At 35.1% G+C, this 26,154-nt stretch carries 26 protein-coding genes and 3 pseudogenes; 9 read left to right on the top strand and 20 right to left on the bottom strand.

From position 1 onward, the window contains the following. The first annotated feature begins 60 nt into the window (after nt 1-60). Nucleotides 61-504, top strand: coding sequence for a hypothetical protein (locus J7574_RS14500; RefSeq protein ID WP_198856177.1), 444 nt, complete (start codon nt 61-63; stop codon nt 502-504). 325 nt (nt 505-829) lie between these two features. Here J7574_RS14500 and J7574_RS14495 read toward each other — a convergent pair whose 3' ends face one another. The 4 genes from J7574_RS14495 to J7574_RS14480 form a co-directional block, all read right to left on the bottom strand. Continuing rightward, nucleotides 830-1,408 (bottom strand): alkylphosphonate utilization protein, encoded by a 579-nt coding sequence (locus tag J7574_RS14495; protein ID WP_290969792.1) that lies wholly within the window; start codon nt 1,406-1,408, stop codon nt 830-832. 96 nt (nt 1,409-1,504) lie between these two features. After that, a complete protein-coding gene (locus J7574_RS14490) occupies nt 1,505-2,077 on the bottom strand; it encodes a hypothetical protein (RefSeq protein WP_290969789.1) in 573 nt (190 codons plus the stop codon). A 32-nt stretch (nt 2,078-2,109) separates the two neighbouring features. Next, nucleotides 2,110-2,568 (bottom strand): pantetheine-phosphate adenylyltransferase, encoded by a 459-nt coding sequence (gene coaD, locus J7574_RS14485; RefSeq protein ID WP_008462795.1) that lies wholly within the window; start codon nt 2,566-2,568, stop codon nt 2,110-2,112. 130 nt (nt 2,569-2,698) lie between these two features. Continuing rightward, nucleotides 2,699-3,670: a D-alanine--D-alanine ligase gene (locus J7574_RS14480; protein ID WP_290969781.1), complete on the bottom strand. Its 972-nt coding sequence runs from the start codon at nt 3,668-3,670 to the stop codon at nt 2,699-2,701. Between the two features lie 488 nt (nt 3,671-4,158). Between J7574_RS14480 and J7574_RS14475 the strand changes: the two genes are divergently transcribed. Both J7574_RS14475 and J7574_RS14470 read left to right on the top strand, forming a co-directional pair. Continuing rightward, complete coding sequence (locus J7574_RS14475) at nt 4,159-4,779, top strand: PASTA domain-containing protein (RefSeq protein WP_290969778.1); 621 nt, start codon at nt 4,159-4,161, stop codon at nt 4,777-4,779. After that, complete coding sequence (locus J7574_RS14470) at nt 4,769-5,812, top strand: RluA family pseudouridine synthase (RefSeq protein WP_290969775.1); 1,044 nt, start codon at nt 4,769-4,771, stop codon at nt 5,810-5,812. Before J7574_RS14475 ends, J7574_RS14470 begins: the two co-directional genes overlap by 11 nt. 235 nt (nt 5,813-6,047) lie before the next feature. On the opposite strand, the gene J7574_RS14465 is transcribed toward J7574_RS14470, so the two are convergent. The 6 genes from J7574_RS14465 to J7574_RS14440 form a co-directional block, all read right to left on the bottom strand. Next, complete coding sequence (locus J7574_RS14465) at nt 6,048-6,665, bottom strand: hypothetical protein (RefSeq protein WP_290969772.1); 618 nt, start codon at nt 6,663-6,665, stop codon at nt 6,048-6,050. A gap of 151 nt (nt 6,666-6,816) precedes the next feature. After that, nucleotides 6,817-8,058, bottom strand: a complete 1,242-nt coding sequence (locus J7574_RS14460; protein ID WP_290969769.1) for an ATP-binding cassette domain-containing protein — start codon at nt 8,056-8,058, stop codon at nt 6,817-6,819. Nucleotides 8,059-8,074: 16 nt separating this feature from the next. Next, nucleotides 8,075-8,923 (bottom strand): sulfurtransferase, encoded by an 849-nt coding sequence (locus J7574_RS14455; RefSeq protein ID WP_290969766.1) that lies wholly within the window; start codon nt 8,921-8,923, stop codon nt 8,075-8,077. Nucleotides 8,924-8,925: 2 nt separating this feature from the next. Further along, nucleotides 8,926-9,780, bottom strand: coding sequence for a ThuA domain-containing protein (locus J7574_RS14450; RefSeq protein ID WP_290969764.1), 855 nt, complete (start codon nt 9,778-9,780; stop codon nt 8,926-8,928). A gap of 14 nt (nt 9,781-9,794) precedes the next feature. Next, nucleotides 9,795-10,184: a DUF1398 family protein gene (locus tag J7574_RS14445; protein WP_290969761.1), complete on the bottom strand. Its 390-nt coding sequence runs from the start codon at nt 10,182-10,184 to the stop codon at nt 9,795-9,797. 196 nt (nt 10,185-10,380) lie between these two features. Continuing rightward, a complete protein-coding gene (locus J7574_RS14440; protein WP_290969759.1) occupies nt 10,381-11,370 on the bottom strand; it encodes an alpha/beta hydrolase in 990 nt (329 codons plus the stop codon). A gap of 282 nt (nt 11,371-11,652) precedes the next feature. On the opposite strand from J7574_RS14440, the gene J7574_RS14435 reads away from it, so the two are divergent. Further along, nucleotides 11,653-12,345, top strand: coding sequence for a hypothetical protein (locus tag J7574_RS14435; RefSeq protein WP_290969756.1), 693 nt, complete (start codon nt 11,653-11,655; stop codon nt 12,343-12,345). An 82-nt stretch (nt 12,346-12,427) separates the two neighbouring features. Here the strand turns inward: J7574_RS14435 and J7574_RS14430 are convergent, their stop codons facing one another. The 3 genes from J7574_RS14430 to J7574_RS14420 all read right to left on the bottom strand — a co-directional run bounded on the left by J7574_RS14430 (nt 12,428) and on the right by J7574_RS14420 (nt 14,003). Beyond that, on the bottom strand, nt 12,428-12,865 hold the full coding sequence (locus J7574_RS14430) for a thioesterase family protein (RefSeq protein ID WP_290969754.1): 438 nt from the start codon (nt 12,863-12,865) through the stop codon (nt 12,428-12,430). A 126-nt stretch (nt 12,866-12,991) separates the two neighbouring features. Next, on the bottom strand, nt 12,992-13,465 hold the full coding sequence (locus tag J7574_RS14425) for a DUF1203 domain-containing protein (protein WP_290969751.1): 474 nt from the start codon (nt 13,463-13,465) through the stop codon (nt 12,992-12,994). 76 nt (nt 13,466-13,541) lie between these two features. Beyond that, on the bottom strand, nt 13,542-14,003 hold the full coding sequence (locus J7574_RS14420; protein ID WP_290969748.1) for an SRPBCC family protein: 462 nt from the start codon (nt 14,001-14,003) through the stop codon (nt 13,542-13,544). A 257-nt stretch (nt 14,004-14,260) separates the two neighbouring features. Between J7574_RS14420 and dnaK the strand changes: the two genes are divergently transcribed. From dnaK to J7574_RS14395, 5 genes are all read left to right on the top strand, one after another. Next, the gene (gene dnaK / locus J7574_RS14415) at nt 14,261-16,144 is read left to right on the top strand and encodes a molecular chaperone DnaK (protein ID WP_290969745.1); all 1,884 of its coding nucleotides are present in this window, start codon (nt 14,261-14,263) and stop codon (nt 16,142-16,144) included. Between the two features lie 206 nt (nt 16,145-16,350). After that, a complete protein-coding gene (locus J7574_RS14410; RefSeq protein ID WP_290969742.1) occupies nt 16,351-16,905 on the top strand; it encodes a helix-turn-helix domain-containing protein in 555 nt (184 codons plus the stop codon). Continuing rightward, nucleotides 16,902-18,158 carry a site-specific integrase gene (locus tag J7574_RS14405; RefSeq protein ID WP_290969739.1) on the top strand — a complete coding sequence of 419 codons (1,257 nt, stop codon included), beginning with the start codon at nt 16,902-16,904 and terminating at the stop codon, nt 18,156-18,158. Before J7574_RS14410 ends, J7574_RS14405 begins: the two co-directional genes overlap by 4 nt. Then, complete coding sequence (locus J7574_RS14400; RefSeq protein ID WP_290969736.1) at nt 18,158-18,907, top strand: hypothetical protein; 750 nt, start codon at nt 18,158-18,160, stop codon at nt 18,905-18,907. The genes J7574_RS14405 and J7574_RS14400 overlap by 1 nt, the downstream gene beginning before the upstream one ends. A gap of 108 nt (nt 18,908-19,015) precedes the next feature. Further along, nucleotides 19,016-19,354, top strand: coding sequence for a helix-turn-helix domain-containing protein (locus J7574_RS14395; protein WP_290969733.1), 339 nt, complete (start codon nt 19,016-19,018; stop codon nt 19,352-19,354). Between the two features lie 453 nt (nt 19,355-19,807). On the opposite strand, the gene J7574_RS14390 is transcribed toward J7574_RS14395, so the two are convergent. The 7 genes and pseudogenes from J7574_RS14390 to J7574_RS14365 all read right to left on the bottom strand — a co-directional run bounded on the left by J7574_RS14390 (nt 19,808) and on the right by J7574_RS14365 (nt 25,700). Then, nucleotides 19,808-19,981: a hypothetical protein gene (locus J7574_RS14390; protein ID WP_290969730.1), complete on the bottom strand. Its 174-nt coding sequence runs from the start codon at nt 19,979-19,981 to the stop codon at nt 19,808-19,810. Between the two features lie 467 nt (nt 19,982-20,448). Beyond that, entirely contained in the window at nt 20,449-20,808 is a 360-nt protein-coding gene (locus tag J7574_RS14385; protein WP_290969727.1) for an MliC family protein, read from the bottom strand. A 277-nt stretch (nt 20,809-21,085) separates the two neighbouring features. Further along, nucleotides 21,086-21,319: a hypothetical protein gene (locus J7574_RS14380; RefSeq protein WP_290969724.1), complete on the bottom strand. Its 234-nt coding sequence runs from the start codon at nt 21,317-21,319 to the stop codon at nt 21,086-21,088. Nucleotides 21,320-22,145: 826 nt separating this feature from the next. Beyond that, nucleotides 22,146-22,761, bottom strand: a pseudogene (locus tag J7574_RS14375) (DNA topoisomerase); the annotation flags it as partial. Between the two features lie 6 nt (nt 22,762-22,767). Continuing rightward, a pseudogene (locus J7574_RS14370) lies at nt 22,768-23,028 on the bottom strand (hypothetical protein); the annotation flags it as partial. 65 nt (nt 23,029-23,093) lie between these two features. After that, nucleotides 23,094-23,183: pseudogene (locus J7574_RS23185) on the bottom strand (hypothetical protein); the annotation flags it as partial. A 72-nt stretch (nt 23,184-23,255) separates the two neighbouring features. Further along, nucleotides 23,256-25,700, bottom strand: coding sequence for a TonB-dependent receptor (locus tag J7574_RS14365; RefSeq protein ID WP_290969721.1), 2,445 nt, complete (start codon nt 25,698-25,700; stop codon nt 23,256-23,258). Nucleotides 25,701-26,154: the final 454 nt, after the last annotated feature.

Genomic DNA, 26,154 nt, shown 5'->3' with positions numbered 1-26,154 from the left:
GTGTTTTTTCAATATTTCTATGTTTTTTTGTGTTCGTAAAATTGTAACCCCAAATACTATATGAAAAAGATTATTACTCTTGCCGCATTGTTTTTTACTTTTATTTCGTTTGCACAGGTTAAGGTTCTAGAAACGGTTCCTGTAGAAAAATTAGGAAAAGTAAATAACAATTACATTCAGAAAATTGGTGACGAATACACTGTGTATTACACTATCGTTCAAAGTGATGATGATTCGACTTTGAGAAAATTCTCGTTCAAAAACATTGATAATGCTTATAATTCTTTATACAACATTATCATGGGCGGATTTACAGCTTCTCCGTTGTACGATATCAAATTAGAGTTACCTAACAACTACATTTGGTTGCACTACACAGGAAATGTTGTTCCAGACAAAGCTACAGTACAATTTATGGTTTCTGGTAAAGAAAGAGACGCAGCAACAAACAATGTTTCTGAGCCTTTCGTAAAAGATCAAATCAGTAAATTGTTTCAAAAATAGTTTCTTTAAGGTTCAAAGGAACAAAGTAACAAAGGGACAAAGTGACAAAGGGACAAAGTTTTAACCTTTGTCTCTAATATATCAAGAAAAGCCGTTCTAATCGAACGGCTTTTTTTGTTTCAAGTTTCAGGTTTCAAGTTTGATATACTTTGTGTATAGTTTAGGCGGGATCTGATAGTTATCGGGAGTTGATTTTTTTATTTATGAAGCTTTTAAAAGCGCAAAGTTCGCAAAGCTTTATCAATAAAACTTTGCGAACTTTTGAGTTTGAATTAAAAAGTATTCTAAGAAACCTTTGTCCCTTTGTTCCTTTGAACCTCAAAAATTATATTTTCTTCACATACTGCGTGATAATTACAATCTGCTGTCCATCGACTTTTCCTTCAATATATTCAGCGTTTTCGTGGTCTAAACGGATGTTTCTCACGGCTGTTCCTTGTTTGGCAACCATGCTTGATCCTTTTACTTTAAGATCTTTGATTAAAACTACAGAATCTCCGTGTTGTAGCACTACACCGTTACTGTCGCGGTGAACTAATTTGTTTTCGTCATCTTCGCCTTCTCCTGTTGCTTTTGCCCATTCTAGCGTATCGTCATCAAGATACATCATATCTAATAATTCTTGTGGCCATCCTGCGGCGCGCAAACGGCTTAACATTCTCCAAGCGACAACTTGTACTGGAATATTTTCGTTCCACATACTGTCGTTAAGGCATCTCCAGTGATTTAAATCTATATTATCAGGATTTTCAATTTGGTCTACACAAGTATTGCAGGCAAATACAGCTTCGTCAAGACCGCCTTTTCTAGTTGGAAGGACTTGATAAACTTTTAAATTTTCTTCATTTCCGCAAAGTTCGCATTTAGATCCGCTACGTTTGCTTAATTCTCTCTCGATGCTCATTATTTATTGTTTGTTTTTTTAAAATGCGAAATTACTTATAATTGATAAGCATTGCAAATTTTATGTTTTGTCCTTATCTTAATTGCTAAGTAGTTTTTAAAAACAATCGCGTTCATAATCTTTGATAAATTCTACAAGTATTTTTTCATCTTTAATTTTGATCTCGTCATTTTTAATTTTTTCATAAGAGACTTTACAATCTTCAATTGCTGGTAACATGGCATCTTTTGTAATTAGTCTGCTAAGACCCATTGCAGGCATTTTGTAGTAATTTTTATCGTTTACTTTTTTTATGATGTATAATCTAATAATGTGGCTATGAGATATTTTGTCTAATATCTTATAAAGTTTTATTTTGTTTGAATAGAGAATTTGAGCAAACAATGATTCATCAACACTTTCAAAAGGAACTACTTCTTTTTCTAGTCTAATTTTAAAACTTTTTAAATCTTTTGGTAAATAAGTTTTAGTGACTCCATCTTCTATAACTGAAATTTTATCTTGTAAATAAATTAATCGGTTAACATTGAAAGATGAAGCATCAAGTTTTATTTCAACACTCAAAGTGTCGTTTTTCGTTGTTACTATTTGACCAAAATATTTTTGACTGAAAGAAGTGTTACAGAAAGTTAGTAGAAAAAAAAAGATGATTGTTTTAGGTAATGTCATTAATTTGTGAGATTTAGATTTTGGTTAGTTCTTTATTTCTTAACTCTAACAGCATCAGGAACCAGCATTTCGTATTCACCTCCATGACGCAATACGTCACGTACAATGCTCGAACTGATAAAAGAAGTACTTGCAGCTGTCAGCAAGAAAACGGTTTCTATTTTGGAAAGTTTTCTATTGGTATGTGCAATGGCTTTTTCGAATTCGAAATCGGCTGGATTGCGTAAACCTCTTAAAATGAAATTGGCTTTTTCTTTTTTTGCCAAATCGATAGTTAATCCTTCATAAGTGATGACCGTGACTTTTGGTTCGTCTTTGAAAGTTTCTTCGATAAAGCGTTTTCTTTCTTCTAATGAAAACATGTATTTTTTTTCGGCATTGACACCAATGGCAATTACAATTTCGTCAAATAAAGGAATTCCTCTTTTGATAATATCTTCGTGTCCAAGTGTGATTGGGTCAAATGATCCAGGGAATATGGCTTTTCGCATTTTTTTTTAGGTTCTAAGGTTCTGAGATTCTAAGGGGCTAAGTTTTTAGAAGACTGGGCTTCGACTTCGCTTAGCTTGAAAAAAATGAGGTGCTAAAACTTAGAGTCTTAGCACCTCAGTATCTTAGCATCTATCTTAAAGCTAGTTCAATTGCATTTGTAAATAAATCTTCTAGAGAAATTCCGGCTGCTTTTGCTTGTTGCGGAATCAAACTCTCTGTTGTTAAACCTGGAATGGTGTTCATTTCCAACATGTGTGGTTCGTCGTTTACAATGATGAATTCGCTTCTTGAGAAACCTTTCATTTTTAAAACTTCGTAAGCGCGTTTTGCTGTTTCGCCCACTTTTCTGGTCATTTCGTCAGAGATTCTTGCTGGCGTTATTTCTTGCGATTTTCCTTCATATTTTGCTTCGTAATCGAAGAAATCATTGTCTGATACAATTTCTGTAATTGGCAACACTTTGATTTCGCCTTTGTAGTTAATTACCCCAACAGAAACTTCGGTTCCGTCAAGGAAACTTTCAATAATGATTTCGTTGTCTTCTTTGTAAGCTACTTCAATCGCAATTGGAAGTTCGGCTTCTGTTTTTACTTTTGAGATTCCGAAACTTGAACCTGCTTTGTTTGGTTTTACGAAACAAGGAAGTCCGACTTTTTTAACGATTTCGGCTGTATTGATTTCGTCTCCTTTGTTTAAATAATATGAAACTGCTGTTTTGATTCCGTATGGTTTTAAAACAGACAGTAAATCTCTTTTGTTGAATGTTAGAGCGGCTTGGTAATAATCGCAAGAAGATTGCGGTAGACCGATTAATTCAAAATAAGCTTGCATTAATCCGTCTTCTCCTGGAGTTCCGTGAATAGCGTTGAAAACACAGTCAAATGTGATTTTTTCGCCATTTACCGTTACTGAAAAATCATTTCTATCGATTGGGAATTCGGCGTCGTTTTGGTCAACATAAACCCATTTTTCTTTGAAAATGTGAATGCGGAATCCGTTGTATTTTGTTTTGTCAAGATATTGATAAACGACATTTCCGCTGATTAAAGAAATCTTGTATTCGCTAGAATAGCCGCCCATGATAATGGCAATGTTTTTCATTGTATATTTTTATTTTTTAAATTGTTTCAAGTTTAATGTTTCAAGTTTTTCTGCCACGAATTCACGAATTTCTTTATCTTTTGCCACTGATTGCACAGATTAAAAAGATTTTCTCTCAATATTGTCATTTCGACGAAGGAGAAATCTTCGCAAGTAGCTCTACAAAGATTGTCTTATTTAAATGCAAATCCTTCGACTTCGCTCAGGAAGACAAACTATATGGTTATAATCTTCTCGAGAATAAAATTGCACTAATTTCTATTAAATAACGTTGTTATGAAACCGAGTGCCCTAGCCCTGATGTGAGCGGCATCCTTTTTTCTGCTTCTTTAGCAGGGAAAAGATACAGCGGACAGCAGGAAACAGCTCCTGAAAAATAAAAAATCAGATTTTGAAATTCCAAATTCCAAGAGTTCTTTGTTTTAAACAAAATTATCATTTTTTTTGAAACGAAATACTTTATCTTTGTCGCTATTAAAAATAAATTTATGAGTTTACGTCAGTATTTAACAAGCCGAGTTTTTTTCTTGCAATTGCTTGCGGCCGCTGCCATTATCGCGGTTATTGGTTATTTATTTATGCATTGGTTAACTTTTACAACAGATCATGGACACGAAATTGCGGTTCCGAATTTGTCTAAATTGACTGAAGAGCAAGTAGAACAAAAATTGGACGAACTAGATTTAGATTACGTTCTTTTGGACAGTGTTGATTACAGAAGTGAATACCCAAAATATAGTGTTGTTGAGCAAGATCCGCTGCCGGGAACGATGGTAAAAGTGGGTAGAAAAATTTATATCAAGATTAATGCCTCTGGTTTTTCTTCTGTGAAAATTCCAGATTTAATCGAGAAAACGTATCGTGAAGCTGTGCCAACGTTGAAGGCATTAGGTCTTGAGCCAGGAACGATTACGTATATTCCGAACCTTGGAAAAGATATGGTTTTGGAAATGCGTTACAAAGGAAGAAACTTAAAAGTAGGAGACAGAGTGCTTAAAGCTTCTAAAATTGATTTGGTTTTAGGAGACGGAAAAGCAAGTTATGTAGATGAAAGTCAGGCAACAGATAGTACTGCGGTGCCTGCAGAAACCCCAGCTGATGAACAATAATATTGAAGAAAATTTAGATCTGGAAGACGAATTATTTGAGCACTACAGATTTGAAGTCCCAAAAGGTCAAGCGTTTTTGCGTATTGACAAATATTTAATGTATTTGATTCCGAATGCCACGAGAAATAAAATTCAGAATGCGGCTACGAACGGAAACATTTTCGTGAATGATATTCCAGTAAAATCAAATTACAAAGTAAAACCTTTTGATGTGATAACGGTTATGTTGTCGCATCCTCCATTTGAAAATAGGGTAGATCCTGAAGATATTCCGTTGGATATCGTTTATGAAGATGATGCACTTTTGCTTATCAATAAACCGCCGGGATTGGTAGTACACCCAGGCCATGGCAATTATACTGGGACTTTGGTAAATGCTTTGGCGTTTCATTTTGAAAATCTGCCAATGAATAGCAGTGAACGCCCAGGTTTGGTTCACCGAATTGATAAAGATACTTCTGGACTTTTGGTTGTGGCTAAAACAGAAGCTGCAATGACGCATTTGGCCAAACAATTTGAAGCTAAAACAACGGAACGTGAGTATATTGCTCTAGTTTGGGGAAATGTTGTGGCAGACAGCGGTACAATTGAAGGAAATCTTGCCAGACATTTGAAAGATCGTATGCAAATGGCTGTTTTTGATGATCCAGAAATTGGGAAACCTGCCATTACACACTATAAAGTTTTGGAGCGTTTTGGTTATGTAACTTTGGTTTCTTGTAAACTGGAAACGGGAAGAACACACCAGATTCGTGCGCATATGAAACACATCGGACATCCGTTATTTAATGACGAGCGTTACGGCGGACATTTGATTTTGAAAGGAACGACTTTTACCAAATACAAACAGTTTATAGAAAATTGTTTTAAAGCTTTGCCACGTCAGGCGCTGCATGCTAAAACGCTTGGATTTGTTCATCCAACTACTGGCGAAATGATGCGTTTTGATACCGAACTTCCTCAAGATTTTAAGGATTGTATCGAGAAATGGCAGAATTATGTGAAGTCGCATAATGTTGAAGACGAGTTGTAATTAGATAATTAGGGAATTTGTCAATTAGATAATTTCCTTTCTTTACATAAAAATAAAAAAAGCTCCAAAATGGAGCTTTTTTTATTTACCTTAATTTATTCGATCCGATATTCTGTAGAGGCGCACTGCAGTGCGTCTAACGTATTGTGGATATTCGTTGCGGAGACGCACTGCAGTGCGCCTCTACAGATATACGTTGTGTTATAATTTTCTAATTGACACATTCTCAAATTAACTAATTTGAAACAGATTTAATTTTTAGTTCGGTTATTTTGACTTCTCCGTTAGTTATGAATCCTAATTTTCCCTTTTGGTTTAGATTGCTTTTTTCAAGGGAGCATTCTAAAGTTGTTTTGTTGTCTACAGAAAAGTACAATTGACTGTTTAAAACTTTAATTTTTACCGCATACCATTTGTTGTTTTCTAATTCCATTGGTTTTTTAAACAAGGTTTTTCCGCCTCGTTTGCCGTACGAATCGTCTTTTTTATCATAAACGCCGTCACCAATTACTATGTTTTTATCAATTTGATATAAGTAAGTTCTAATGTATTTTCCCTTATCCAGATTGAGCATGATTTCAAATAAAGATTCTTTGGTCATGTTGACTTTCAAATCGATTTCATAATTCTCTGGAAGCTGTTTTTTAGAAACTAAAACGCCCCAAGGCGAAAGAGAACCATTTCCGGTAAGAGTATCATTTTTTAGAATCCATTCTTTAGAATTGATTGTCCAATCTGATTTTAGTTCTTTTGAATGGCTTAAGGTATATTCTTTTTTTGTTGTTGAAATCGTGCTAGAACACGAAATCATTATTAATTGTAGAATAAGAAATATGGCAAATTTTGTTTTCATTTAATTTAATTCCGAATGATATTTTAATTTTATTGTTGAACCCCTGTGCGGATATTCGTTGCGAAGACGAACTGCAGTGCGCCTCTACAGATATGCTTTGTGTTATGATTGGCAATTATCTAATTTTCTAATTGCCAAATTGCCAAATTTTCTAATTCAACTCTGAATGATATTTTATTTTTCCGATTGATCCTGTTTCTGATGGCAAAAGTTCGAAAACAGAAGTAGGAGCAAGGCCTTGTTCAATTCGATGTGAAACGTAAATAATGCTTACGTTTGTTTCTTGTTTGATGGTATTGATTAATTGAATCACTAAATCTACATTTTCATCGTCTAAACCTTCAACGGGTTCGTCTAGAATTAATAATGGTGGATGTTTTAAAACAGCACGAACAATTAAGGCCACACGCTGCTGTCCGATGGAAAGATCAATGAAACGCTTTTTTCTTAAATGCGTCATTTCAATCACTTCCAACCACTGATTTACAATTTGCTTTTGATGCGTTGTTGGTTCTGTATACAATCCGATAGAATCAAAGAATCCTGATAAAATCATTTGTTCTAGCGTGTGACCTTTTTGAAATAAATCGGTCATAGAAGTGGTGAAGATCCCGATTTGTTTTTTGATTTCCCAAACACTTTCTCCTGTTCCTTTTTTCCTTCCAAATAAAAATAAATTTTGTCCAAAACCTTTTGGATTGTCTCCTGTAATTAAGGATAAAATGGTGCTTTTTCCAGAACCATTCGGACCAATTAATTGCCAGAATTCGCCTTGTTTTACTGTCCACGAAATCTTGTTTAGGATTTTGCGTTCTTCATAGCTTACAGAAACTTCGTCGAGTTTTATTAGTTCATTATTTTCAAAAGAATGTGTTTCTGTAGCTTTCGGAATTGTTGCAGTATTTAGCGTTTTAAAATGATTTTCGGTTTTTACAAAAGGATGCAATTCGAACGTATTGTCTTTTATTAAGGCTTTATTTGGAACGAAATCTAAGATATCGACAGTTCGATTCAATAACTGAATAATTGCAATAGAATCGGTTAATTTCTGTAAAGATTCGGCCAAAACAACTCGAGAAGCTTGATCTAAATGATCGAACGGATTATCAAAAATGATAAAATCGGGTTTTTGGTCAATGCAGTAACGCAAGAACTCTTTTTTGCGTTCGCCAGAAGAAAAAGTTCGCAATTGTCTATTTGAAGTTGTTGAAGCTTCAACGCTATCGTATTGAAACTCTTTTTCGATGAATTTCTCGATCGCAATGTCAGAGAAAAGAATTCCTTTTTGGTTATTAAAAACGGCTAAATCTCCTTTTGCTTCGCCTGCAAGTAAAGCGTCTATAAAAGCTTTTTTATTTACTTGATTTGACAAAAGTATATCCCAGTGTTGCATTGTGTTATTTTAAATATTATTGATTCTCTTTTAACGCCATTTCGCGGTCGTTTCTAGACCATTCGCTCCAAGATCCGACATATAATTTCGGAATTGGAAGTCCGGCGTAGTCCATTGCTAGCAAGGTGTGGCAAGCTGTAACACCCGAACCGCAATGTACAATTGTATTTTCTGATTTTTTGTCTCCAATTACGGCTTTGTATTTAGCTGCCAATTCATCGGTTGATTTAAACAATCCGTTTTTGTCTAAATTTTCAGTTAGCGGAACATTGACAGCGCCAGGAATATGTCCGGCAATTAAATCCAGAGGTTCTGTTAACCCATCATAGCGATTTTTATCACGAACATCGATTACGATATTCTGGTCGTTTTTACGAGCTTTTTCGACTTCTTCTATATCTGCTAAAGCTAATTTCCATTCTTGCAAAGGGTACACTGTTTTTTCAAAAGTCTCAATTCCAGAATTTGTTGGAAAACTAGCTTGAATAGCCGCTTGATAACCGCCGTTTAAAACCTGAATTTTTTCATGTCCAATGGCGCGCATCATCCACCAGAATCTGGCTGCAAAGTTGGAGCCATTTTTATCATCATAAACCACAACATGATCTGCAGGTGAAATTCCTAAAACAGAAAGTGTTTCTGCAAATTCTTCAGGAGAAGGCAAAGGATGTCTTCCTCCATTTGCAGGGTTTTCGGGAATATTGGCCAAATCACGATTTAAATCAACAAACCGAGCACCTTTTAAATGTTCTTTTTGATAGTTTTCAAAAGTATTTGCGCCAGCTCGGGCATCGACTAAAATGATTTTTGAAGCGCTTAATTCAAGCAATTCTTGCGCAGTGATTAGTGGAGAAATTGTAGCCATTTTTATTTTTTCTTTGAGTTTCCAAGCCAAAGCAAGGTGTTTAATATTAACTGACTTTGTGTTTTGTTTTCAAAAGTGTATGATAGGGTTTTGTTTGTGCCGCCTTCATAGTCGATATCATTGTGTCCCATGTTTACGTATAGCATTTTGTATTTTTTATTGGTCCAAACGACAGGATAATAACCGCTATGCCAGATTTCGTGCGCTTTTGGACCAGTTCCTAAAGGAAAGCTAGATTCGTCAATAGCCAGTAAAATTTCAATGTCTGGATTTTTGGTTAAATCGTTCGACCATCTGTACCATTCGTTTGGAGCAGAAGAAAAGGTTTTGGGTAAATTTTTGGTTACAGGATGCGAATTTTCAACTCGTAAAACTGCCGAAGTTGGGCGCCAAGTATTGCTTCCGTATTCGCCAGAACCTAAGAATGTATTATGGTACCAGTTCCAATCTTGCGGATAAGTTGAATTGTTTAAGGCAAATGCCGAGAAATGAAAGCCGATAAAACCTCCACCGTTTTCCATGTATTTCTGGAAAGCTTCGCGCTGTTCTTTTTTCTCAGGTCGTGTGTCTAAAAACAAAACAATCTGATATTTTGCCAAAAACTTAGCGTTTAAATTATCCCAATTGCTGGTTGAATCGTACTGAAAATGATTCTTTTCTGCCAGTTTTGGAAAGTATTTATTCGCTTCATGCACAAAACTGATATGCGCCTGATCGTTTTTGGCGGTATAAAAAGCAATGACTTTAAATTTTGGATTTTCTTTTTTCTGTGAAAAGCCAGAGAAAGAAAAAACTAAAAGGAAAACTAAAAGGCTTCTTTTTAAAATGGTTTGGTCGTTTTGGTTGAAAATAGTCATAAATTTTAAAGTGATTAAACAGGAATTTTTTCGATTAAAATTTCGTGTTCCGATTTATCAAAATAAGTGCAAGTCATTTCAACAATATCAACACGCCATTTTGCAATTCCGGCTTGTGCGCAATGATTGCAGAATGTCATATAATCGGTTTCTCCATGCTGATGTTTTACCAAGTTTTCGATAAAAAGTTCTTTATTTGGAAAATCAGCCACTTTAATTTCTGGATATTTTTCTTCAGCCGCGGCAGTGTAATTGTTTAAGCCGTAGTAAACTGTGCTTCCGTCATGTACAAAAGTGTCGTAGCCTTTTACGCCTAAAATGATAAGATCTTGAATATAATTTGGAAAATCAGCACCTGATTTTACTTTTGCATGAGCTTCTTTTATTTGTTCTATTGTAAACATAATTTTAGTTTTTAGATTGTTAAAAAATTTTCACCACGAATTCACGAATTTTTATTAAAAAAATCACCTTAAAAATAATTCGTGAATTGCTTCGCTTTCGCTCGAGCCAAGAATTATTTTTTAATCCATATAGGAATAAAAATTTGTGAATTGCTTCGCCTGTTTGCTATCGCACGAGTCGTGGCGAAAAAAAATATCATTTCAAAAATACGATTAATGATTTTATAAACGAATCAAAAGATTCGATATGTGGCAAATGTCCAGTGTTGGGAATTTCTACCAGTTTTGCATTCGGAATTGCTTTTTGTGTTTTCTTGCCCAACTCAGCGTAATTTCCCATTGTTTTTCTCACTTCTTCCGAAACCAATGGTTTTCCTAAAGCCGTTCTATCTCTTGTTCCGATAATCAATAAAGTTGGGCATTTGATATTTTTAAATTCATACAAAACAGGTTGTGTAAAAATCATATCGTACAAGAGAGCAGAATTCCAGGCAACTCGGTCATAATCTGGTGCGGTTGTCCAGCCTGCGCCAAGTTCGGCCCATTTTTGATAATCGGCATTCCATTTTCCGTCATAATAATTGGACATTTGGTATTGCTTGATACTTTCGTAATTCTGTTTCAATTCCGATTCGTACCACCAGTCAACAGGTTTGTAGGGAACGACTAATTTCCAATCTTCCAAACCAATCGGATTTTCTAAAACTAATTTTTCTGTTGTTTCTGGATACATCAATGCAAAGCGAGTTGCAAGCATTCCGCCCATAGAATGCCCTAAAACAGTAGTTTTTTGAATGCCTAAATGATCTAAAAGTTTTTTGGTGTTTTGGGCTAATTGCTGAAAAGTGTATTGAAAGTTGTCTGGCTTTGTCGATTTTCCGAATCCAATTTGATCTGGAACAATTACACGATAGCCTTCTTTTACCAAAGCTTTAATGGTTGTTTCCCAATACGCGCCATTGAAATTTTTTCCGTGCAGTAAAACAATATTTTTCTGATTGTAGTTTTCAGGAATAATATCCATATAACTCATTTTTAGGTTTTGGCGCTGGTTGCTTAGTTCGATAAAATGAACAGGAAAGGGATATTCGTAATTACTTAAATTAATATCTAGTGCTTTCATATTTCCTTGCTGGCCAATACTTAATAAAGGAATTAGTATAAATAATAGTTTCAAGATTTTCATTTTGGAGGCTTTTATTTTTATGATTTATAAAGTTAAACCGAACCATTTTTAAAACAAAGCTTAAAATCTTAAAGTTATCAGAAAAAAAGCTTTCAAAAAGGTTTCGCAGTTTTTAGTGTTAATAATCGATCATTTTTTGAGTTTTTATCGATTAAATGGTGCTGATTATGAAAATAATGTGTTTTAACGAGTAATATGGCACTTCAAAGAACTTCTGTTATTAGTAGGAAAAATAGATGTAAATTAGTACTAGAAATGTTGTAAGCCTTAAATAATAGTATTATGAAAACAACGATACTTTTGCTCCTGCTCACAGTCCCCACATTTGCCCAAGAACTCAATACTTTTGATTTCGCCGTTATAAACTCGACTTTAATTTCTCCAAATATAGATCTTGATAAAGGCCGGAGCGTTGTTGCGGCAAATCAAGATCAATATTCAGCTTATTTTCAGTATGCTCTTACGATGTGTGAAGATGATATCATTTTTGGTGCTGGAATTGACAAATCTGAAATTGACCGCACTTATGTAGCTTACATCGGAAAAATTTGCGATAAATTTAGAGCTACGATAGGTATAGGTTATGTAGATTCTAGAAGCGGATATGAGGGAACTTTTACAGGTTTTAGTATCTCATGGCATTTTTCTGAGAATACGTATATCGGCGGAAACTTAGAAAACCTGCATTCCTCAATAATTGATTATGAGACCGATGAAAGTTTTGATTACTACAAAAAACTGGTTCCCAAAATCTTTGGAAGTTATGAAATTATCCCACGTGTGATTGCATTTGGACAGTTGAGTTCTAGAGTAAATGATATAGCTTTAAAATATCAGGTTCGCCGATTTTCAGCTGGCGGATTTTATTCGGGACATTCGGTAGGAGGTATCTTTGGAACTTTAAATATAGGAAGATTTGCAGTTTCCTGCAGTACTACTTTTGAAAAAGTAAACTTTGGGTTAAAGTTTGAATAACAAAATAAGTTTTGGTTGAGAGAAAAAATCCCAAAAACAAGATTTAAAATATTTTTGGGATTTTTTGTAAAGTAGTGTCGTTTTATAATCCGACAAAATCATCACTTTTAGGGAAAATGCTCAAAGCTTGAATTGCAATTTCTGGCGTTGGAGAAGCAAGTTTTCTCAATTTTGTGTCCATCCATGCTCCGTCAACTGTAATTGTTGCGCAAAGCGTATCGTCTTCTCTTCTAAATTCATGTACGATTGACCAGCGAGAAGCATCGGCTTTCATTTTTGAAGTTTTAGTATGAATGAATATTTTGTCAGAAAGTTTTAATTCTTTTCTAAAAACGCATTCCTCTCTAAATAAAACAGGACCAAAACCCTGTGTTTGCATTACTTTTAAAGTTAAACCCAATTCTTCTAGAATTTCGATACGATGCTGTGCGCCAAAATCGTAATAAGCGCTATGACGAACGTGAAAATTAGGGTCAAGATCTGACCAGCGAAAAGATATTTCTTTTGTAAATGAAGCCATTTTAATATTGTATTTATTGAAAATCCGAAATTACGAATAAAAAATACACGAATAGTATAAAATTACTATGCGTGCATATTTTTTTACTGTTTTCCAATTTTCAGGATTTCATTTTACAGAAAAGAATTAAGCTCTTTCGACTAAACAGTTATAGCAGCCAGGTCTTGCGTTATGAATGTGGATGTATTCTATTTTTTCGTTTTCAAAAAATTTGAAAATCTGTTCTTTAAGTAGATTTCCTTCTATAACAGCCGTTTCCTTCATTATGCCGTTTTCATCATAACCGCGTAGCGAAAGCAATCGATGATTGAGCATTTTTGGTATTTCGTTGTTTTTGAATATTGGTGTATTGGTTCTTTTTCGAATAAAAATTGCTCCGCTTGCTTGATAAGGCGAGTCTGTTTTATGATGTTTGTATGGCAAAAGAATAACTTCTTCACCTATTTCTGCATCTTCTAGACTTATCCTGCAAGGAAATCCAGGAAATTTATCAACGGTCATTTTAATGGCGCCAATTTTTTCTAGTTCTAAATCACTTAATTCGAAAATGCCTGAAAATTCCATATGATTTAAAGGCAGGATTTTAAAGTTTGCTTTCATAATTTTTTTAAGCAAAAATCATAAGTTTTAGGATGCTAGAAAATCCAAATCTTGCTATGTTTCTTTTGCCGATTTTTTACAATGCCATTTTCGCTAATTCAACTTCCAATTTATCAAAGTTTTCTTCGTTTTTATCTACAACATACGGCTTTAGTTTCTGGCATTCTTCTTCTGTTTCAAAAAGCATTTTAAAAACTACTTTGGTCTGGTTTTCGGCAACCGTTTCAAAAGTGGTTAAGATTTGAAAGAGGGGTTTCGAATGGCGTTTCCATGCAATAAGATTCGGTTTTTCTATTTTGATGAATTCACATTCGTTGGCATAATTTCCAACTTCTGGACCATGCATGATAAAGCTCCATTTTCCGCCTTCGCAAAAATTAAACTCATGAAAAGTATTCGTAAAACCTTTCGGTCCCCACCAATTTTTTAAATGTTCGGGCGTGCTCCATGCTTTAAAAACAAGTTCTTGCGGGAAATTCAAAATTCGTGTGGTTACAATTTCTGAATCTGGTGTTGTGGTAAGGATATCTGAAGTCATTTTTTTTAGTTTTTGATTGAAGATCAGTCGAATTAGTAAAGTTACATTTATTTTATCAAATGATAATTTAGTGTTTTAATGACATATAAAATTGGTTATGCCATCAATGTCAGGTTATAAAAATGTCATGTTGTCAGATGAATTTTAGGGCATTGACGCTAAAACTGACAATTTTATTTGGTTTTTTATATTGGCACAAAGATTGACTTATGCCACCTGAGTTATTAAAATTAAATCAAAAATTAAATATATAAAAAATGGGTAAAATAATCGGAATTGACTTAGGTACGACGAACTCTTGTGTTTCTGTAATGGAAGGTAACGAAGCAGTTGTTATCCCTAACGCAGAAGGAAAAAGAACTACACCATCTATCATCGCTTTTGTTGAAGGTGGAGAAATTAAAGTAGGTGATCCTGCAAAAAGACAAGCAGTAACGAATCCTACAAAAACGATTGCTTCTATTAAACGTTTTATGGGACACACTTTTGCTGAAACTGAAGGAGAAGCAAAAAGAGTTCCTTACAAAGTGGTAAAAGGTGACAACAATACTCCACGTGTGGATATTGACGGTCGTTTATACACTGCTCAAGAATTGTCTGCAATGACACTTCAAAAAATGAAAAAAACTGCTGAAGACTATTTAGGTCAAACAGTAACTGAGGCAGTTATTACAGTTCCTGCATACTTTAACGATGCTCAACGTCAAGCTACAAAAGAAGCTGGAGAGATTGCTGGTCTTAAAGTTATGCGTATCATCAACGAGCCAACTGCTGCTGCACTTGCTTACGGATTAGATAAAAAAGGAAATGATCAAAAAATTGCTGTTTACGATTTAGGTGGAGGTACTTTTGATATCTCTGTTCTTGAATTAGGAGACGGTGTATTTGAAGTATTATCTACAAACGGTGATACTCACTTAGGTGGTGATGATTTTGACCAAGTTATTATTGACTGGTTAGCTGACGAATTCAAATCTGAAGAAGGAATTGATTTACGTTTAGATCCAATGTCATTACAGCGTTTGAAAGAAGCTGCTGAGAAAGCTAAGATTGAATTATCATCTTCTGCTGAAACAGAAATCAACTTACCATACGTAACTGCTACTGCTTCTGGACCAAAACACTTAGTTAAAAAATTAACTAGAGCTAAATTTGAGCAATTATCTGATTCTTTAGTAAAACGTTCTATGGAGCCAGTTGCTAAAGCATTAAAAGATGCAGGTTTATCTACATCTGATATCGACGAAGTAATCCTTGTAGGAGGTTCTACTCGTATGCCAAGAATCGCTGACGAGGTAGAGAAATTCTTCGGTAAAAAAGCTTCTAAAGGAGTTAACCCTGATGAGGTTGTGGCTATTGGAGCTGCTATTCAAGGTGGAGTTTTATCTGGAGATGTAAAAGATGTATTGTTACTTGACGTAACTCCTCTTTCTTTAGGTATCGAAACTATGGGTGGTGTATTAACTAAATTAATTGAGGCTAACACAACTATCCCAACTAAAAAATCTCAAGTATTCTCTACTGCTGCAGATTCTCAACCATCTGTTGAAATCCACGTATTGCAAGGAGAAAGAGCAATGGCTGTAGATAACAAAACTATCGGTCGTTTCCACTTAGACGGTATTCCACCAGCACCAAGAGGAGTTCCTCAAATCGAAGTAACTTTCGATATCGATGCTAATGGTATCATCAAAGTTTCTGCAACTGACAAAGGAACAGGAAAATCTCACGATATCCGTATCGAAGCTTCTTCTGGATTAACAGCTGAAGAAATCGAAAAAATGAAAAAAGATGCCGAAGCTAACGCTGATGCTGACAGAATCGCAAAAGAAAGAGCTGAGAAATTAAACGAAGCTGACAGTACTATTTTCCAAACTGAATCTCAATTGAAAGAGTTAGGAGATAAATTGACAGACGAGCAAAAAACAGCTATCGAATATGCTTTAACTGAATTGAGAATGGCTCACCAATCTCAAGATCTTGACGCAATCCAAAAAGGATTAGACAATGTAAATGCAGCTTGGAAAACAGCTACAGAAGCAATGTACGCTCAAGGAGGTGAAGGACAACAAGCTGCTCCACAACAAGAGCAGTCTTCTGGAGACAATGTTGAAGACGTTGAATTCGAAGAAGTCAAGTAAGTACTGATTAACATCAGTTAATAATAAGTGCTAAAGCGCTGTAAACTTAATGTTTACAGCGCTTTTTCTTTTGGGGTCTTTTTTAATGGTGCTGTTTTTTAATCGTTTTTTATCATATATTTGTACCATATTTGTACCTGTCACTTAAAAGGAGACAAAGTGGAACTTATGTACCCTTATGGTACCTTAATGAGGAGACAAAGACGATGAAAAGAACTAAAAAACAATGTCTTAACTGCGGGGGGGAATTTCTGCCTAAAACCGTGACTTCTGTCTACTGCTCGCATGTATGTAGTAAAAAAGCCTACAAACAGAAGATGAAACAGCTTAAAATTGAAGAGGAGCTCAAAGCGCTTACGGATAAAATACCCGAGAACAGGGCATTTATTTCTGTTCCTGAAGCTGGCATGCTTTTTGGCATTACCAATAAATCCCTTTACCGGCTAATCGATCAAGGAAAAATTCCGTCAGCTAATCTGGGAACCCGCCTTATAAGAATTGACCGCAGAGTTATGGAAGGGATGTTCGGCTCTGCACGAAGCCTGCCGCAGACTGAAAGCGGATCGAGGAAAAAATTATATAGCCTTGAAAAAGAGGACTGTTATTCTATCGGAGAAATAGCTGAGAGATTTCAAGTATCTGAAGGTTCTGTTTACAGCCATATTAGAAAATATTCAATCCCGACCAGACAGATTGGAAAACATGTATATGCTCCAAAAAGCGAAATTGATAACTTGTATAACGGAAATGATTTTATATGAAACAATTAGCAAAAACCAAAGTGACTGTTCGTCTTAGAAAAGCAGAACACAGAAAAGAATGGTATGTTTACATAGAAAGCTATCCTGTAGAGGTTTTCGGAAAGAAAACTCCCCGGAGAGTCCGTGAATATTTGAACAGAATTGTAACAACAGTGGAATGGGACAAAAAAAGAATTTCCCGCACAGATGAAGAGGGGCGAAAATCTTACAAACCTAAACGAAGCGATAACGGAATAATATTCTGTAGAAGCGAAAGCGACCGAGAGACAATGCTGTATGCTGACGGAGTGCGAAAAATTCGGCAGAAAGAATACGATAATACAGATCTGTACAGTGATGTTGAGAGCCGAATGGCTGAACAGAAAGAGAAAGGAAAAGAGGATTTTATTAAGTATGTATCTACTGTGGCATCTAAAAGACACGCCCAAAGTTCAAAATCCATTCAGATTCATTGGGAGCGGACTGGAGAATTTTTAAAGAGCTATTCGGCAGGCAGCCTGATTTTTTCCCAGATTGGCACCAGAATGGCTGAAGATTTTAAAATATTTTTATTATCAGCTCCATGTGGCGGAACTAAAAAAGGAACCATTTCCCGCAACACTGCGAGAACGTATTTCTCCATATTTAAGGCGGCTTTGAAACAGGCGTTTATCGACGGATATCTAACTGTTGATTTATCTTCAAAAATAAAAGGCATCCCGGAGCAGGAATCAAGACGTGAATATCTTACATTTGGAGAATTGAATGTACTGGTATCAACAACTTGTGAAAAAGACGTCCTTAAAAGAGCAGCGCTTTTCTCAGCGCTTACAGGACTTAGGCATTCCGACATTCAGAAGCTCCGCTGGAAAGAGATTAGTCTGGAAGATGGTAAAGTGAAACTGCATTTCACGCAGAAAAAGACAAGAGGTGTGGAATACATGCCTATTTCCGAGCAGGCTTTTCAACTCTGCGGAGAACCGAGGCTTCCAGGGCAACTTATTTTTGAGGATCTGATGGACCCGTCATGGATTTCACGTCCGCTGAAAAAATGGGTTGAATCTGCAGGCATTAAAAAAAATATCACCTTCCATTGCTTCCGCCATACATTTGCAACACTACAGCTATCGAGCGGGACAGATATTTATACGGTCAGTAAAATGCTGGGGCATACCAACATAAAAACTACTCAAATCTATGCAAAAGTAATAGACGAAAAGAAAAACAAAGCATCAGAAGCAATACAATTGGTATCTTTAAAGAAAAAAGAGTAATGAAAATAAAGTACTTCGAATATATTGTAGTTTACCTGTCTGTGTTTTTAGTCTGTTTCTTAGTCGGCATAATTGGAAGAATGGTGCTGTTGGAAAAAGGTGCGGATGAATATACGGCGGGTGTTTTCTTTTGGATCAGCACAGGATTTGGAGTTTTAATGTTTGCAATTCTAAGTTTATTTATAAATGATTTGGCTGAAAGAGCACTAAAACGTTTTAAAAAGGCAAAAAAAAATGAATCGCCTGAAAACTGGATTCCAAATGAAAAACTTGAAAAAATTGAAGAGCAAAAACAGAATACTTTAACTAAAACAGGTTGGTCTGAAGATAAAAATTCAGCCATCGATATTGAACAGATAAGGAAAGAGAGGCAAAATGCATTCAAAGATCAGAAACAAGCCAGAATTGATACAGTGATCCGTTATGCACAGCAAGAGTTTGCAATGTATGCGTCGGATGATGATTTAAAACAATTGAGTAATAATATAATCATATATGCTGAAGAAATAAATTTTGAAAAGATTAAACCTTTAAAAGTGAAAGATCTGTCCAATTTAGATTTGTATCATTTTGGCTGGAATATCTGGAATTATTTTAAAGTAAGCAGACAGGACAGAGCCGCGCAATTTTTAAAACTGACTTTTGCTGACGCTTTAAAAGATGTGGAGGAGAACAGCATTAAAACGCATCTCAAAGACGAGGAACAGAAAGGGCTTATTAAGATAAGAGAAGATTTTAATCATTTTTAAAATGAAATAGTTACAAAACCACAGTGTTTTTTAAGTGTTTTTGTTGTATATCAGGACACAGCAAAAACACTTTTTTCATTTGTACCATAACGATTAAAAACGATAGTTATGGACATCAATAATATCTCTTTTGAAGACCTGCCTAAAGCAGTATCATACTTAGCGAAAGAAATTGCAGAGATTAAACTTTTGATTCAGAATGTGCAGGTATTTGAATCTAAAGCAAAAAGCAATCCCATCGGCATTGAAGAAGCAAGCCGGCTGGTAGGCAAAGCAAAGCCCACGATTTACGCTCTTGTAAGACAGAGAAAAATTCCTTGTTATAAATATGGTAAAAAACTCTATTTTTTTGAAGAAGAACTTTTAGAATGGATTTCTAAAGGGAAAAAGAAAACAATACTAGAAATCGAATCAGAAGCATTGAAGTATAATCATAAGAATCGATAGATAATAGCCCGCAAGAGGAGAGCAGGATCGAACTTAATCGCTCAACCCGCTTATATGCTAGGATTTTAAAATGTCTTAAACCTTAGTGCACCGATTCTGCACCGGAATTTTGATTGCTGCTTTTTTGATGTTTAACTAGTTAATATTCAGTTATATTGTTCTGTGTAATTTCATTGTAAATGATATGAATATTTTTTTATTATTAATAATTTTAATTTTTAATACTTCCCAAATGTCAAGTCTTTTGAAAATCCCTTAGCTTTTTGCTGTAAAAAGTACCAACTCCAAAAATAAATGTGCCAGGATTCTGCCATAAATTTTGATGCTTTATTTAACTAATATGATATTTTTATTCATTAATGCTGAATGTAGAATCTTTGCTTAAAAATTATTATTTAAAAAATTATAAGTACTGCAATAAATTTTTCCTTCGGTAGAGACATTTTGTTTCTGCTAACTTTTAGTTGGAGTTTCATTTTTTTCAGCTAGTACATCCTCTTCTGCAATTTCAGTTCTTTTTGGATCTTTTAGAAATTTCTTCACTGTAATTTCTGCCATAAGTCTTAAAATAGATAGTATTTCCGTTGCCTTATCCAGTGTAACATTCATGCCCTCATCGGCTAACATTTTAAGTGCTTTCTCAGGAGTAATTTTCCATTTTTCATTTTCATTATTGCCTTACATAGTCTAGCTTTTTGTAGCAAAAAAGGTATCACTTCCACTAATTTTTTGTCTATGTTTTGCAAGAATTATAATCGAAAAATATAATGGTGATGTGATCATATGCCAATTTATAAATCAGATCGAATTATTAGAAGTAGAAGACAAGTTTAGTAAAATTCAAGAAAATAAAAACAAAAATAATTCAAAGTTACCTTACCCAATAGTTTAAATAAGAAAATGGCGCTAATTGTCTTAAATTGGCGCCATTTGGCGTTTTGACAGCAACATGACAAAATATTGCTGAATTTTCTTAGGTTTTATTTTTGTTTTTAAAGTCCCACTCTTCAAGATTTTCAATCTGTGGTTCAATGACAGGAATAAAAAGCCTCAGGCAGTTTGTGAACCTGTGCGCTTTTAATTAGAGTTTTTACTTATTTCTTCGCAAAAATAATATTGCCATCTTTAGTTAAAGTCACTTCGCCGTGATGTTCTATAAATTTATATTTCTTGTTACTGCATTGAACGCCCGAAGCCGTTGTATCCTGTTTTAAATGAATAGTGTCCATATTAAAAACAAAAGTTGCAGTTCCCGCAGTGTTATCAAACTCCATATCCAGTGTATTTCCCTTATCATCTGTTAGGGAATTTGTGACAATTTCATGGCTGTCAGCATTAACAACTGCTCCTTCTGTAGCATGTTTTTCAGTTTTTGTTTTCTTGTTTCCATTCTGGCAAGAGCTGACGCTTAATATAACAGCTGCCAGTGTTACTCTTAAAAAAAATGTTTTCATATTATATTAAATGTTAAAGTATAAAATAATGAGAAATGTTGATTATGATAAATATAGAAATAACTATTTTTCCGGATGATTATTATTGGCTTTCCATAAATTTTGTGGGACATCATTTGTTTGTCTTTTAAATAATTACTCACCAGTTCTTCAGCAACAGGGTTTCTTATACTTCCTTTATCCTTTTTGCAACGTTACAATATTTGTCGTAATTAGAGTGTGATATTTGTCACCGTAACTATCAGTTTAGTAGAAGTCTAAATTATTTTATTGGATTTTATAACAATAATTTGTTTTTATTATTTGAGTGTGACAAAAGGTACAGAAAAAATGCCTTAATGCCATTATTTTTGTCCGCGCTTGCATTAAGGATTTCATCCCATATACTTTCATTGTCTGCATCTATTGCATGTATCTCAATATTGTCATCGCTTGAAGTTGCCAGCAGACCTCCCAAATAATACAGCTGTCTTTGAGGAGATGATAATGCTCCGATTTCTGATTGGGCCAATCCGGAAAGGATATTGATTATAAGCCCTGAAATGTGGCCTAAAAACTACTGAGTATCAAATTTGCTAACTAACTCCTTTAAAGTTTTTGAATGGTTTTCTAAGTGTTTTAGTATATCGAATAAGTAAATTTATACAAGTCAAAAATGGCGCAAATGCATTTTTCTTAGCTGGCTTTGTGCAATCAGTATTTTTTTTAAGCGAATTATAGTAATAAAATACTTATTTTTTTTCACTGATGTATGAATAGCTGCAAATAAGTTTTAATTGTTTTGTTCTGTCTTAGCAAAATTGAAAAACAGCTGACTTTCTGAAGCCTTTTAAAGTTTTTTTGTTTCAGTATCTGCTAAGTCCAGTGCTGCCTTTAAGAGAATTCACCCGCGGAGCGGAATACTTTCTTACTTATTCTCCTTATCCACATCATACCAATTTCTTCCCTTTATCTTTTTGATTAAAAAGCCGGTATGCTTTTGTCTTATTCCACGAGCAAAGGCAGTTCCGTGTTCTTTGGCAGAAGCTGGGCCGGGCCTTTAAGGTCTCGCTTTAAAATCTCCATCCCTTCGGGTAGTATTATTCTTTTTAAGCCTTGATATCAGTCTTGTATAGATTTAAATGCTGTTCTCGGGGCGGTAAACCGGATATAAAAAAGACAGCCCTGCAGCAATTGCAAAGGGCTGTCTTTTTCAGTCAGGCTCTTTATGGATAATTTTAAACAGCCGTCTGGTATGGGGAAGGAGCCTGGTCTGGGATTTCTTCAAAAGGTGTTTCTTCGATTTTTTCCACAGCGGTCTGCTGGGCGTTTTTTTTCATCAGGATATAAAAATCCCTCAAGGCCAGAGTTGGTGTCTGCACCCTTCCAAGTGAACAAATCCCATTGTCAGCTATTATTGAGAGCGCTTGAGTAGCGTTGATCCCTACCAGCCAGTCAGCACGGCTTCTGGCTTGGGCTGCCAGATATAATGCGTCAAATTCTTCTGCTTCTCTCAGATTATTAAAACCTTGTTTTATGGCTTTTCAGGTAAGGGAACTTATCCATAGACGTTTGAAGGGTTTGCTGTATTTTCAGGTACTTATATATATATGTACCTGAAAATAAGTTCGCCCTCTCGTCCCGCATCTGTTGCGGCTATAATGCTATCGTTGCTTTTAAAAAGCTCTTCAATGATTTTCAGCTGTTTTAAAGCTCCTATATCGGCTGAGCAGCCCTTAACTTTTTTTACCTTTCTGACAGTTAGTAAAAATGGGTCCGGGATTATCGGCAGCGATGCCTTGTCAAATCCTGTGATCCTATAATCCTCAGGCATACCCAATCCTACAAGGTGGCCTAGTGCCCATGTAACAAAATAGCCGTTACCTGTCAGATAGCTCTCTTTTTTTCTATGGCTCCGATTATAACGGCTATTTCCCTTGCTACACTTGGCTTTTTTGCAATAATTGTTATCATATTTTATTACATTTTATGCACTTTTGATTTAATAGGCGTGTTTGCTTGTTCTTGCTGCTCCATCTGTTTTGTATCATCGGGATTTGTCTGTCCGGATTTTAAAGGCTCTTTTATATTCTTTGTTGCTTCATTAGTTTTCCCATCGGAATTGACGGCTGTCTGAGTTTTATGAGCCTCAGAGGGTTTGATCTGTTCTTTGATTTTATCAGTCTCCTTGTTATAGGTGATATATCCATTATATTCCCTGCCTTTTTTATCTGCTAAGCCGCTGGGATTTCCATCACTTTTTTAGATAGATAAATTGTTTTTTAAGAGATATAAAAAAAATGTCGAAGTTCCTCTTCAAATACCAAAACACTTCCTGTAAGGGCTACTATTATAAGCACAATCAGCCCGGAGGTAAGTCCGAGCCAAAGGTGTAATAAACTATTGTTTTTTTAAGTTTTATTCCTTTTATTTTTTCAGCATTTTTTTCAAATATCAAAGAATGCTTTTTAGAACGAATAGCCCAATGTTAACAGCCAGTTTGAAGGAGCTCCAGGAAATAAGCGGATATAATCATATCCTCCAACCCAATAAGTCCTGTTAAGAATATTATTAGCATTCAGCTGAATTTTAAATTTGTTGATGTTGTAGTAAAAAGCAGCATTAAACAAAGTGTATCCAGGAAGCGTTTCTGTAGTGGTCTGGCTCATAGTACGTGTTGTTGCAAAGTTCGATCCCATTGCAATTCCAAAATCTTTTAAAACTCCATCGGTAAAATTATATCGGGTCCAGATATTACCCTGCTGTCTTGGAGTATTTGCTTTTTGTCTTCCAATTTCAACTTCAATCGGACTTTCTGTAATGAAAGCTTCGTTATAAGTATACGCAGCAGAAATACTCCAATTGCGTGTAATATTACCGTTCAAATCAATTTCGATACCTTTTGATTCTTCTTCACCAACAGATCTCATTAAGTCGGGATTTATAGGATCGTTTGCTGGATATAAAGTGTTTTTCTGCTGGATTCTGAATAGAGCCACTGTCACAAAAAGCTTTTCTTTAAACCAGGATGATTTTCCTCCAAACTCGATCATGTTGCTCTCCAACGGATTAAACGGACCTCCTGTATTTGGATTGGCTAAAGTGGAAGCTGTTTGAGGATTGTAACCCTGCACATAAGTTCCGTATAAGTTGATGTTAGGATTAAGCGTGTAAGTAAGGCCGAAGCGGGGTAAAAACGAATGCTGTTTCACTTTGGTTTCTGTTGCTTTTTTAAAGTTTACTTTATCCGAATATTCATCGTAACGAATACCAATTAAAGCTTGAAAAGCACCAAATTTAATATGGTCCTGAAGGTAAATTCCATATAATGAATAGTATGTTGGATCAATCTGGCGGGCCGCATAAAAGTATTTGCTCATATCCTTTAACTGCTGTGATGCAAAAGGATTACTCAAATCAAAATGAGCCGCGTTTGGAACTGGATTTCCTTTGCTGTCCAGTAAATAATTGGCTTTGTTTGCAGGATTGTAAACAGCAATAAAACCATTGTTTGCCGCATTTCTGTAACCACTAGCAGTCAATTGTGAACCACCTGAAGGAACCTGTTCTTGGGCGTAATCAAAACCTGCAATTAAATTATGAATTAACGCGCCTGTTTTGGCTTCATACTTAAAGAAAGTGGAAAGATTGTCAATGTAACGTTTACGTTTACGCATAAAAACCTGCATTTCGATTGCGGTCGGAATGGCGCTTCCGTCGCCCGCAGATGCATATTTATTTGCACCGCGATGCTCTAAAAGATCTTCATTATATCCTGTTCTAATATAGGATCCTGAAAATGATAAATGATCAGAAAACTGATGATTTAATGAGGTGGTTACAACATAAGTTTCCTCTTTTAAATAATCGTTTGTAGAATTTAATGAATTGGAAGTTTTTGTAGAATACAGATTGTCTTTATAAGTAGACTGTCCTCTGTCCAAGTTTCCATTTGAACTGCTGTAAATCAAATCAAAATTTACACTTGTCTTATCATTTGGAAGAAAGGAAAGTGAAGGAGCTACAACAATATTCTTATCATATTGTAAATCTCTAAATGAATTGGCATTTTCATAACCCAGGTTCAAACGGTACAAAAGTGATTTGTCTTCAGTTAGAGGACCTGTGAAGTCTGTTAATGCTCTAAGAGTGTTAAAACTTCCTGTGGAAAAACTGACACTGTTTGCAGCCTGATCCAGTGGTTTTTTAGTCACACGGTTTAAGACCCCACCTGGAGACGCGTTTCCAAATAAAGCTGATGATGGACCTTTTAAAACTTCAACACGCTCTAAATAGTTGGCAAGAGGCTGTTTCCAGAATCCTGTTGAGGTGCGCATACCGTTAAGCAGCTGGGTATTGCTTCCTCCGTTCACTCTAAAACCTCTAATTGATATATCATCATAAAAAGTAAACTGGCTCACACCGCTGAAGTTTTTTACCACTTCACCAACACGAATAGCTCCTTGATCTGCTATAAGTTCTTTGGTAGCATACGAAACAGCCTGCGGAAGATCTTTTAAAGCAATTTCTGTTTTTGCTCCAATAAAAGATTTTGTATTGCGGTATGACTTTTCTTTTCTTCCAGTAATTTCTACAGTCTGAAGTGTATTGATGTTTTCCTGTAAGATAATTAAAAGTTCAAAATTCTCGTTTTCATGCAGCTCAACAGTTTTTTCTTGTCCAGAAAAACCTATAGCTGAAAAATGAACAGTATAGGTTCCAGGTACTAGGTTTATAATTTCAAAATTTCCTTTATCATCGGAAACCGTATTTTTTTTAAGACTTTTAATGGTGATTGAAGCATAAGAAACAGCTTCATTAGATTCGGAAATAAGTTTTCCAATGATTTTGGCATTTTGTGCCATGCTGATATTGAAGGCAGCACAAAAAAGCAGTAAGTAGATTGACTTCATGATAGTTATTTAAAATTTAAGGGACAAAATTAGTTTTTATTTAGATTAAATAAAAATAAAATTAAATAAAATAAAAATATGCCGTTAAGGCCTTTTAGCTGGATTTGTTTTCTGATACGTTTTTGAGCAGGTAGTCCTGCCGAAATCCCAGTCATTTTGCTGGGGTATAGTATCTGGACTTTGTCGGGCGGAAATGTTTTGGTCTGCGGTGGAGAAACAGCATTTTTTATGTCTTTAATTTTTTACCTATTTTTATTGTTATAGCAGAAAATTATGGGTATTTGAGGTCTGAGAAATTAATTATCCAGCTGTACATTCGAATCTTAACAGCTCCTTATCTTAGCTGCCCAATATTTCATTCCAAACCAGCTAAAATAAAAGCTACAAGTGTTATTGGGATTATGAAAGTTTTAAGAAAAGTTACAAATAGACTAATTTAATTTCACGGCCGATT

The sequence above is a fragment of the Flavobacterium sp. genome (assembly GCF_017744675.1).
Taxonomy (GTDB): Bacteria; Bacteroidota; Bacteroidia; order Flavobacteriales; family Flavobacteriaceae; genus Flavobacterium.
Note: the sequence above shows the minus strand (reverse complement) of the source record. Positions and strands in the feature narration are given on the sequence as shown.

Bases quoted from the DNA above. Each gene is read 5' to 3' on its own strand.
- J7574_RS14410 (WP_290969742.1), top strand. From the start codon at position 16,351: ATGAAAAGAACTAAAAAACAATGTCTTAACTGCGGGGGGGAATTTCTG.
- J7574_RS14500 (WP_198856177.1), top strand. From the start codon at position 61: ATGAAAAAGATTATTACTCTTGCCGCATTGTTTTTTACTTTTATTTCG.
- J7574_RS14450 (WP_290969764.1), bottom strand. From the start codon at position 9,780: ATGACTATTTTCAACCAAAACGACCAAACCATTTTAAAAAGAAGCCTT.
- coaD (WP_008462795.1), bottom strand. From the start codon at position 2,568: ATGCGAAAAGCCATATTCCCTGGATCATTTGACCCAATCACACTTGGA.
- J7574_RS14365 (WP_290969721.1), bottom strand. From the start codon at position 25,700: ATGAAGTCAATCTACTTACTGCTTTTTTGTGCTGCCTTCAATATCAGC.
- J7574_RS14435 (WP_290969756.1), top strand. From the start codon at position 11,653: ATGAAAACAACGATACTTTTGCTCCTGCTCACAGTCCCCACATTTGCC.
- J7574_RS14455 (WP_290969766.1), bottom strand. From the start codon at position 8,923: ATGGCTACAATTTCTCCACTAATCACTGCGCAAGAATTGCTTGAATTA.
- J7574_RS14440 (WP_290969759.1), bottom strand. From the start codon at position 11,370: ATGAAAATCTTGAAACTATTATTTATACTAATTCCTTTATTAAGTATT.
- J7574_RS14430 (WP_290969754.1), bottom strand. From the start codon at position 12,865: ATGGCTTCATTTACAAAAGAAATATCTTTTCGCTGGTCAGATCTTGAC.
- J7574_RS14480 (WP_290969781.1), bottom strand. From the start codon at position 3,670: ATGAAAAACATTGCCATTATCATGGGCGGCTATTCTAGCGAATACAAG.
- J7574_RS14445 (WP_290969761.1), bottom strand. From the start codon at position 10,184: ATGTTTACAATAGAACAAATAAAAGAAGCTCATGCAAAAGTAAAATCA.
- J7574_RS14475 (WP_290969778.1), top strand. From the start codon at position 4,159: ATGAGTTTACGTCAGTATTTAACAAGCCGAGTTTTTTTCTTGCAATTG.
- J7574_RS14395 (WP_290969733.1), top strand. From the start codon at position 19,016: ATGGACATCAATAATATCTCTTTTGAAGACCTGCCTAAAGCAGTATCA.
- J7574_RS14390 (WP_290969730.1), bottom strand. From the start codon at position 19,981: ATGTTAGCCGATGAGGGCATGAATGTTACACTGGATAAGGCAACGGAA.
- J7574_RS14385 (WP_290969727.1), bottom strand. From the start codon at position 20,808: ATGAAAACATTTTTTTTAAGAGTAACACTGGCAGCTGTTATATTAAGC.
- J7574_RS14465 (WP_290969772.1), bottom strand. From the start codon at position 6,665: ATGAAAACAAAATTTGCCATATTTCTTATTCTACAATTAATAATGATT.
- J7574_RS14420 (WP_290969748.1), bottom strand. From the start codon at position 14,003: ATGACTTCAGATATCCTTACCACAACACCAGATTCAGAAATTGTAACC.
- J7574_RS14400 (WP_290969736.1), top strand. From the start codon at position 18,158: ATGAAAATAAAGTACTTCGAATATATTGTAGTTTACCTGTCTGTGTTT.
- J7574_RS14490 (WP_290969789.1), bottom strand. From the start codon at position 2,077: ATGACATTACCTAAAACAATCATCTTTTTTTTTCTACTAACTTTCTGT.
- J7574_RS14405 (WP_290969739.1), top strand. From the start codon at position 16,902: ATGAAACAATTAGCAAAAACCAAAGTGACTGTTCGTCTTAGAAAAGCA.
- J7574_RS14470 (WP_290969775.1), top strand. From the start codon at position 4,769: ATGAACAATAATATTGAAGAAAATTTAGATCTGGAAGACGAATTATTT.
- J7574_RS14425 (WP_290969751.1), bottom strand. From the start codon at position 13,465: ATGAAAGCAAACTTTAAAATCCTGCCTTTAAATCATATGGAATTTTCA.
- dnaK (WP_290969745.1), top strand. From the start codon at position 14,261: ATGGGTAAAATAATCGGAATTGACTTAGGTACGACGAACTCTTGTGTT.
- J7574_RS14495 (WP_290969792.1), bottom strand. From the start codon at position 1,408: ATGAGCATCGAGAGAGAATTAAGCAAACGTAGCGGATCTAAATGCGAA.
- J7574_RS14460 (WP_290969769.1), bottom strand. From the start codon at position 8,058: ATGCAACACTGGGATATACTTTTGTCAAATCAAGTAAATAAAAAAGCT.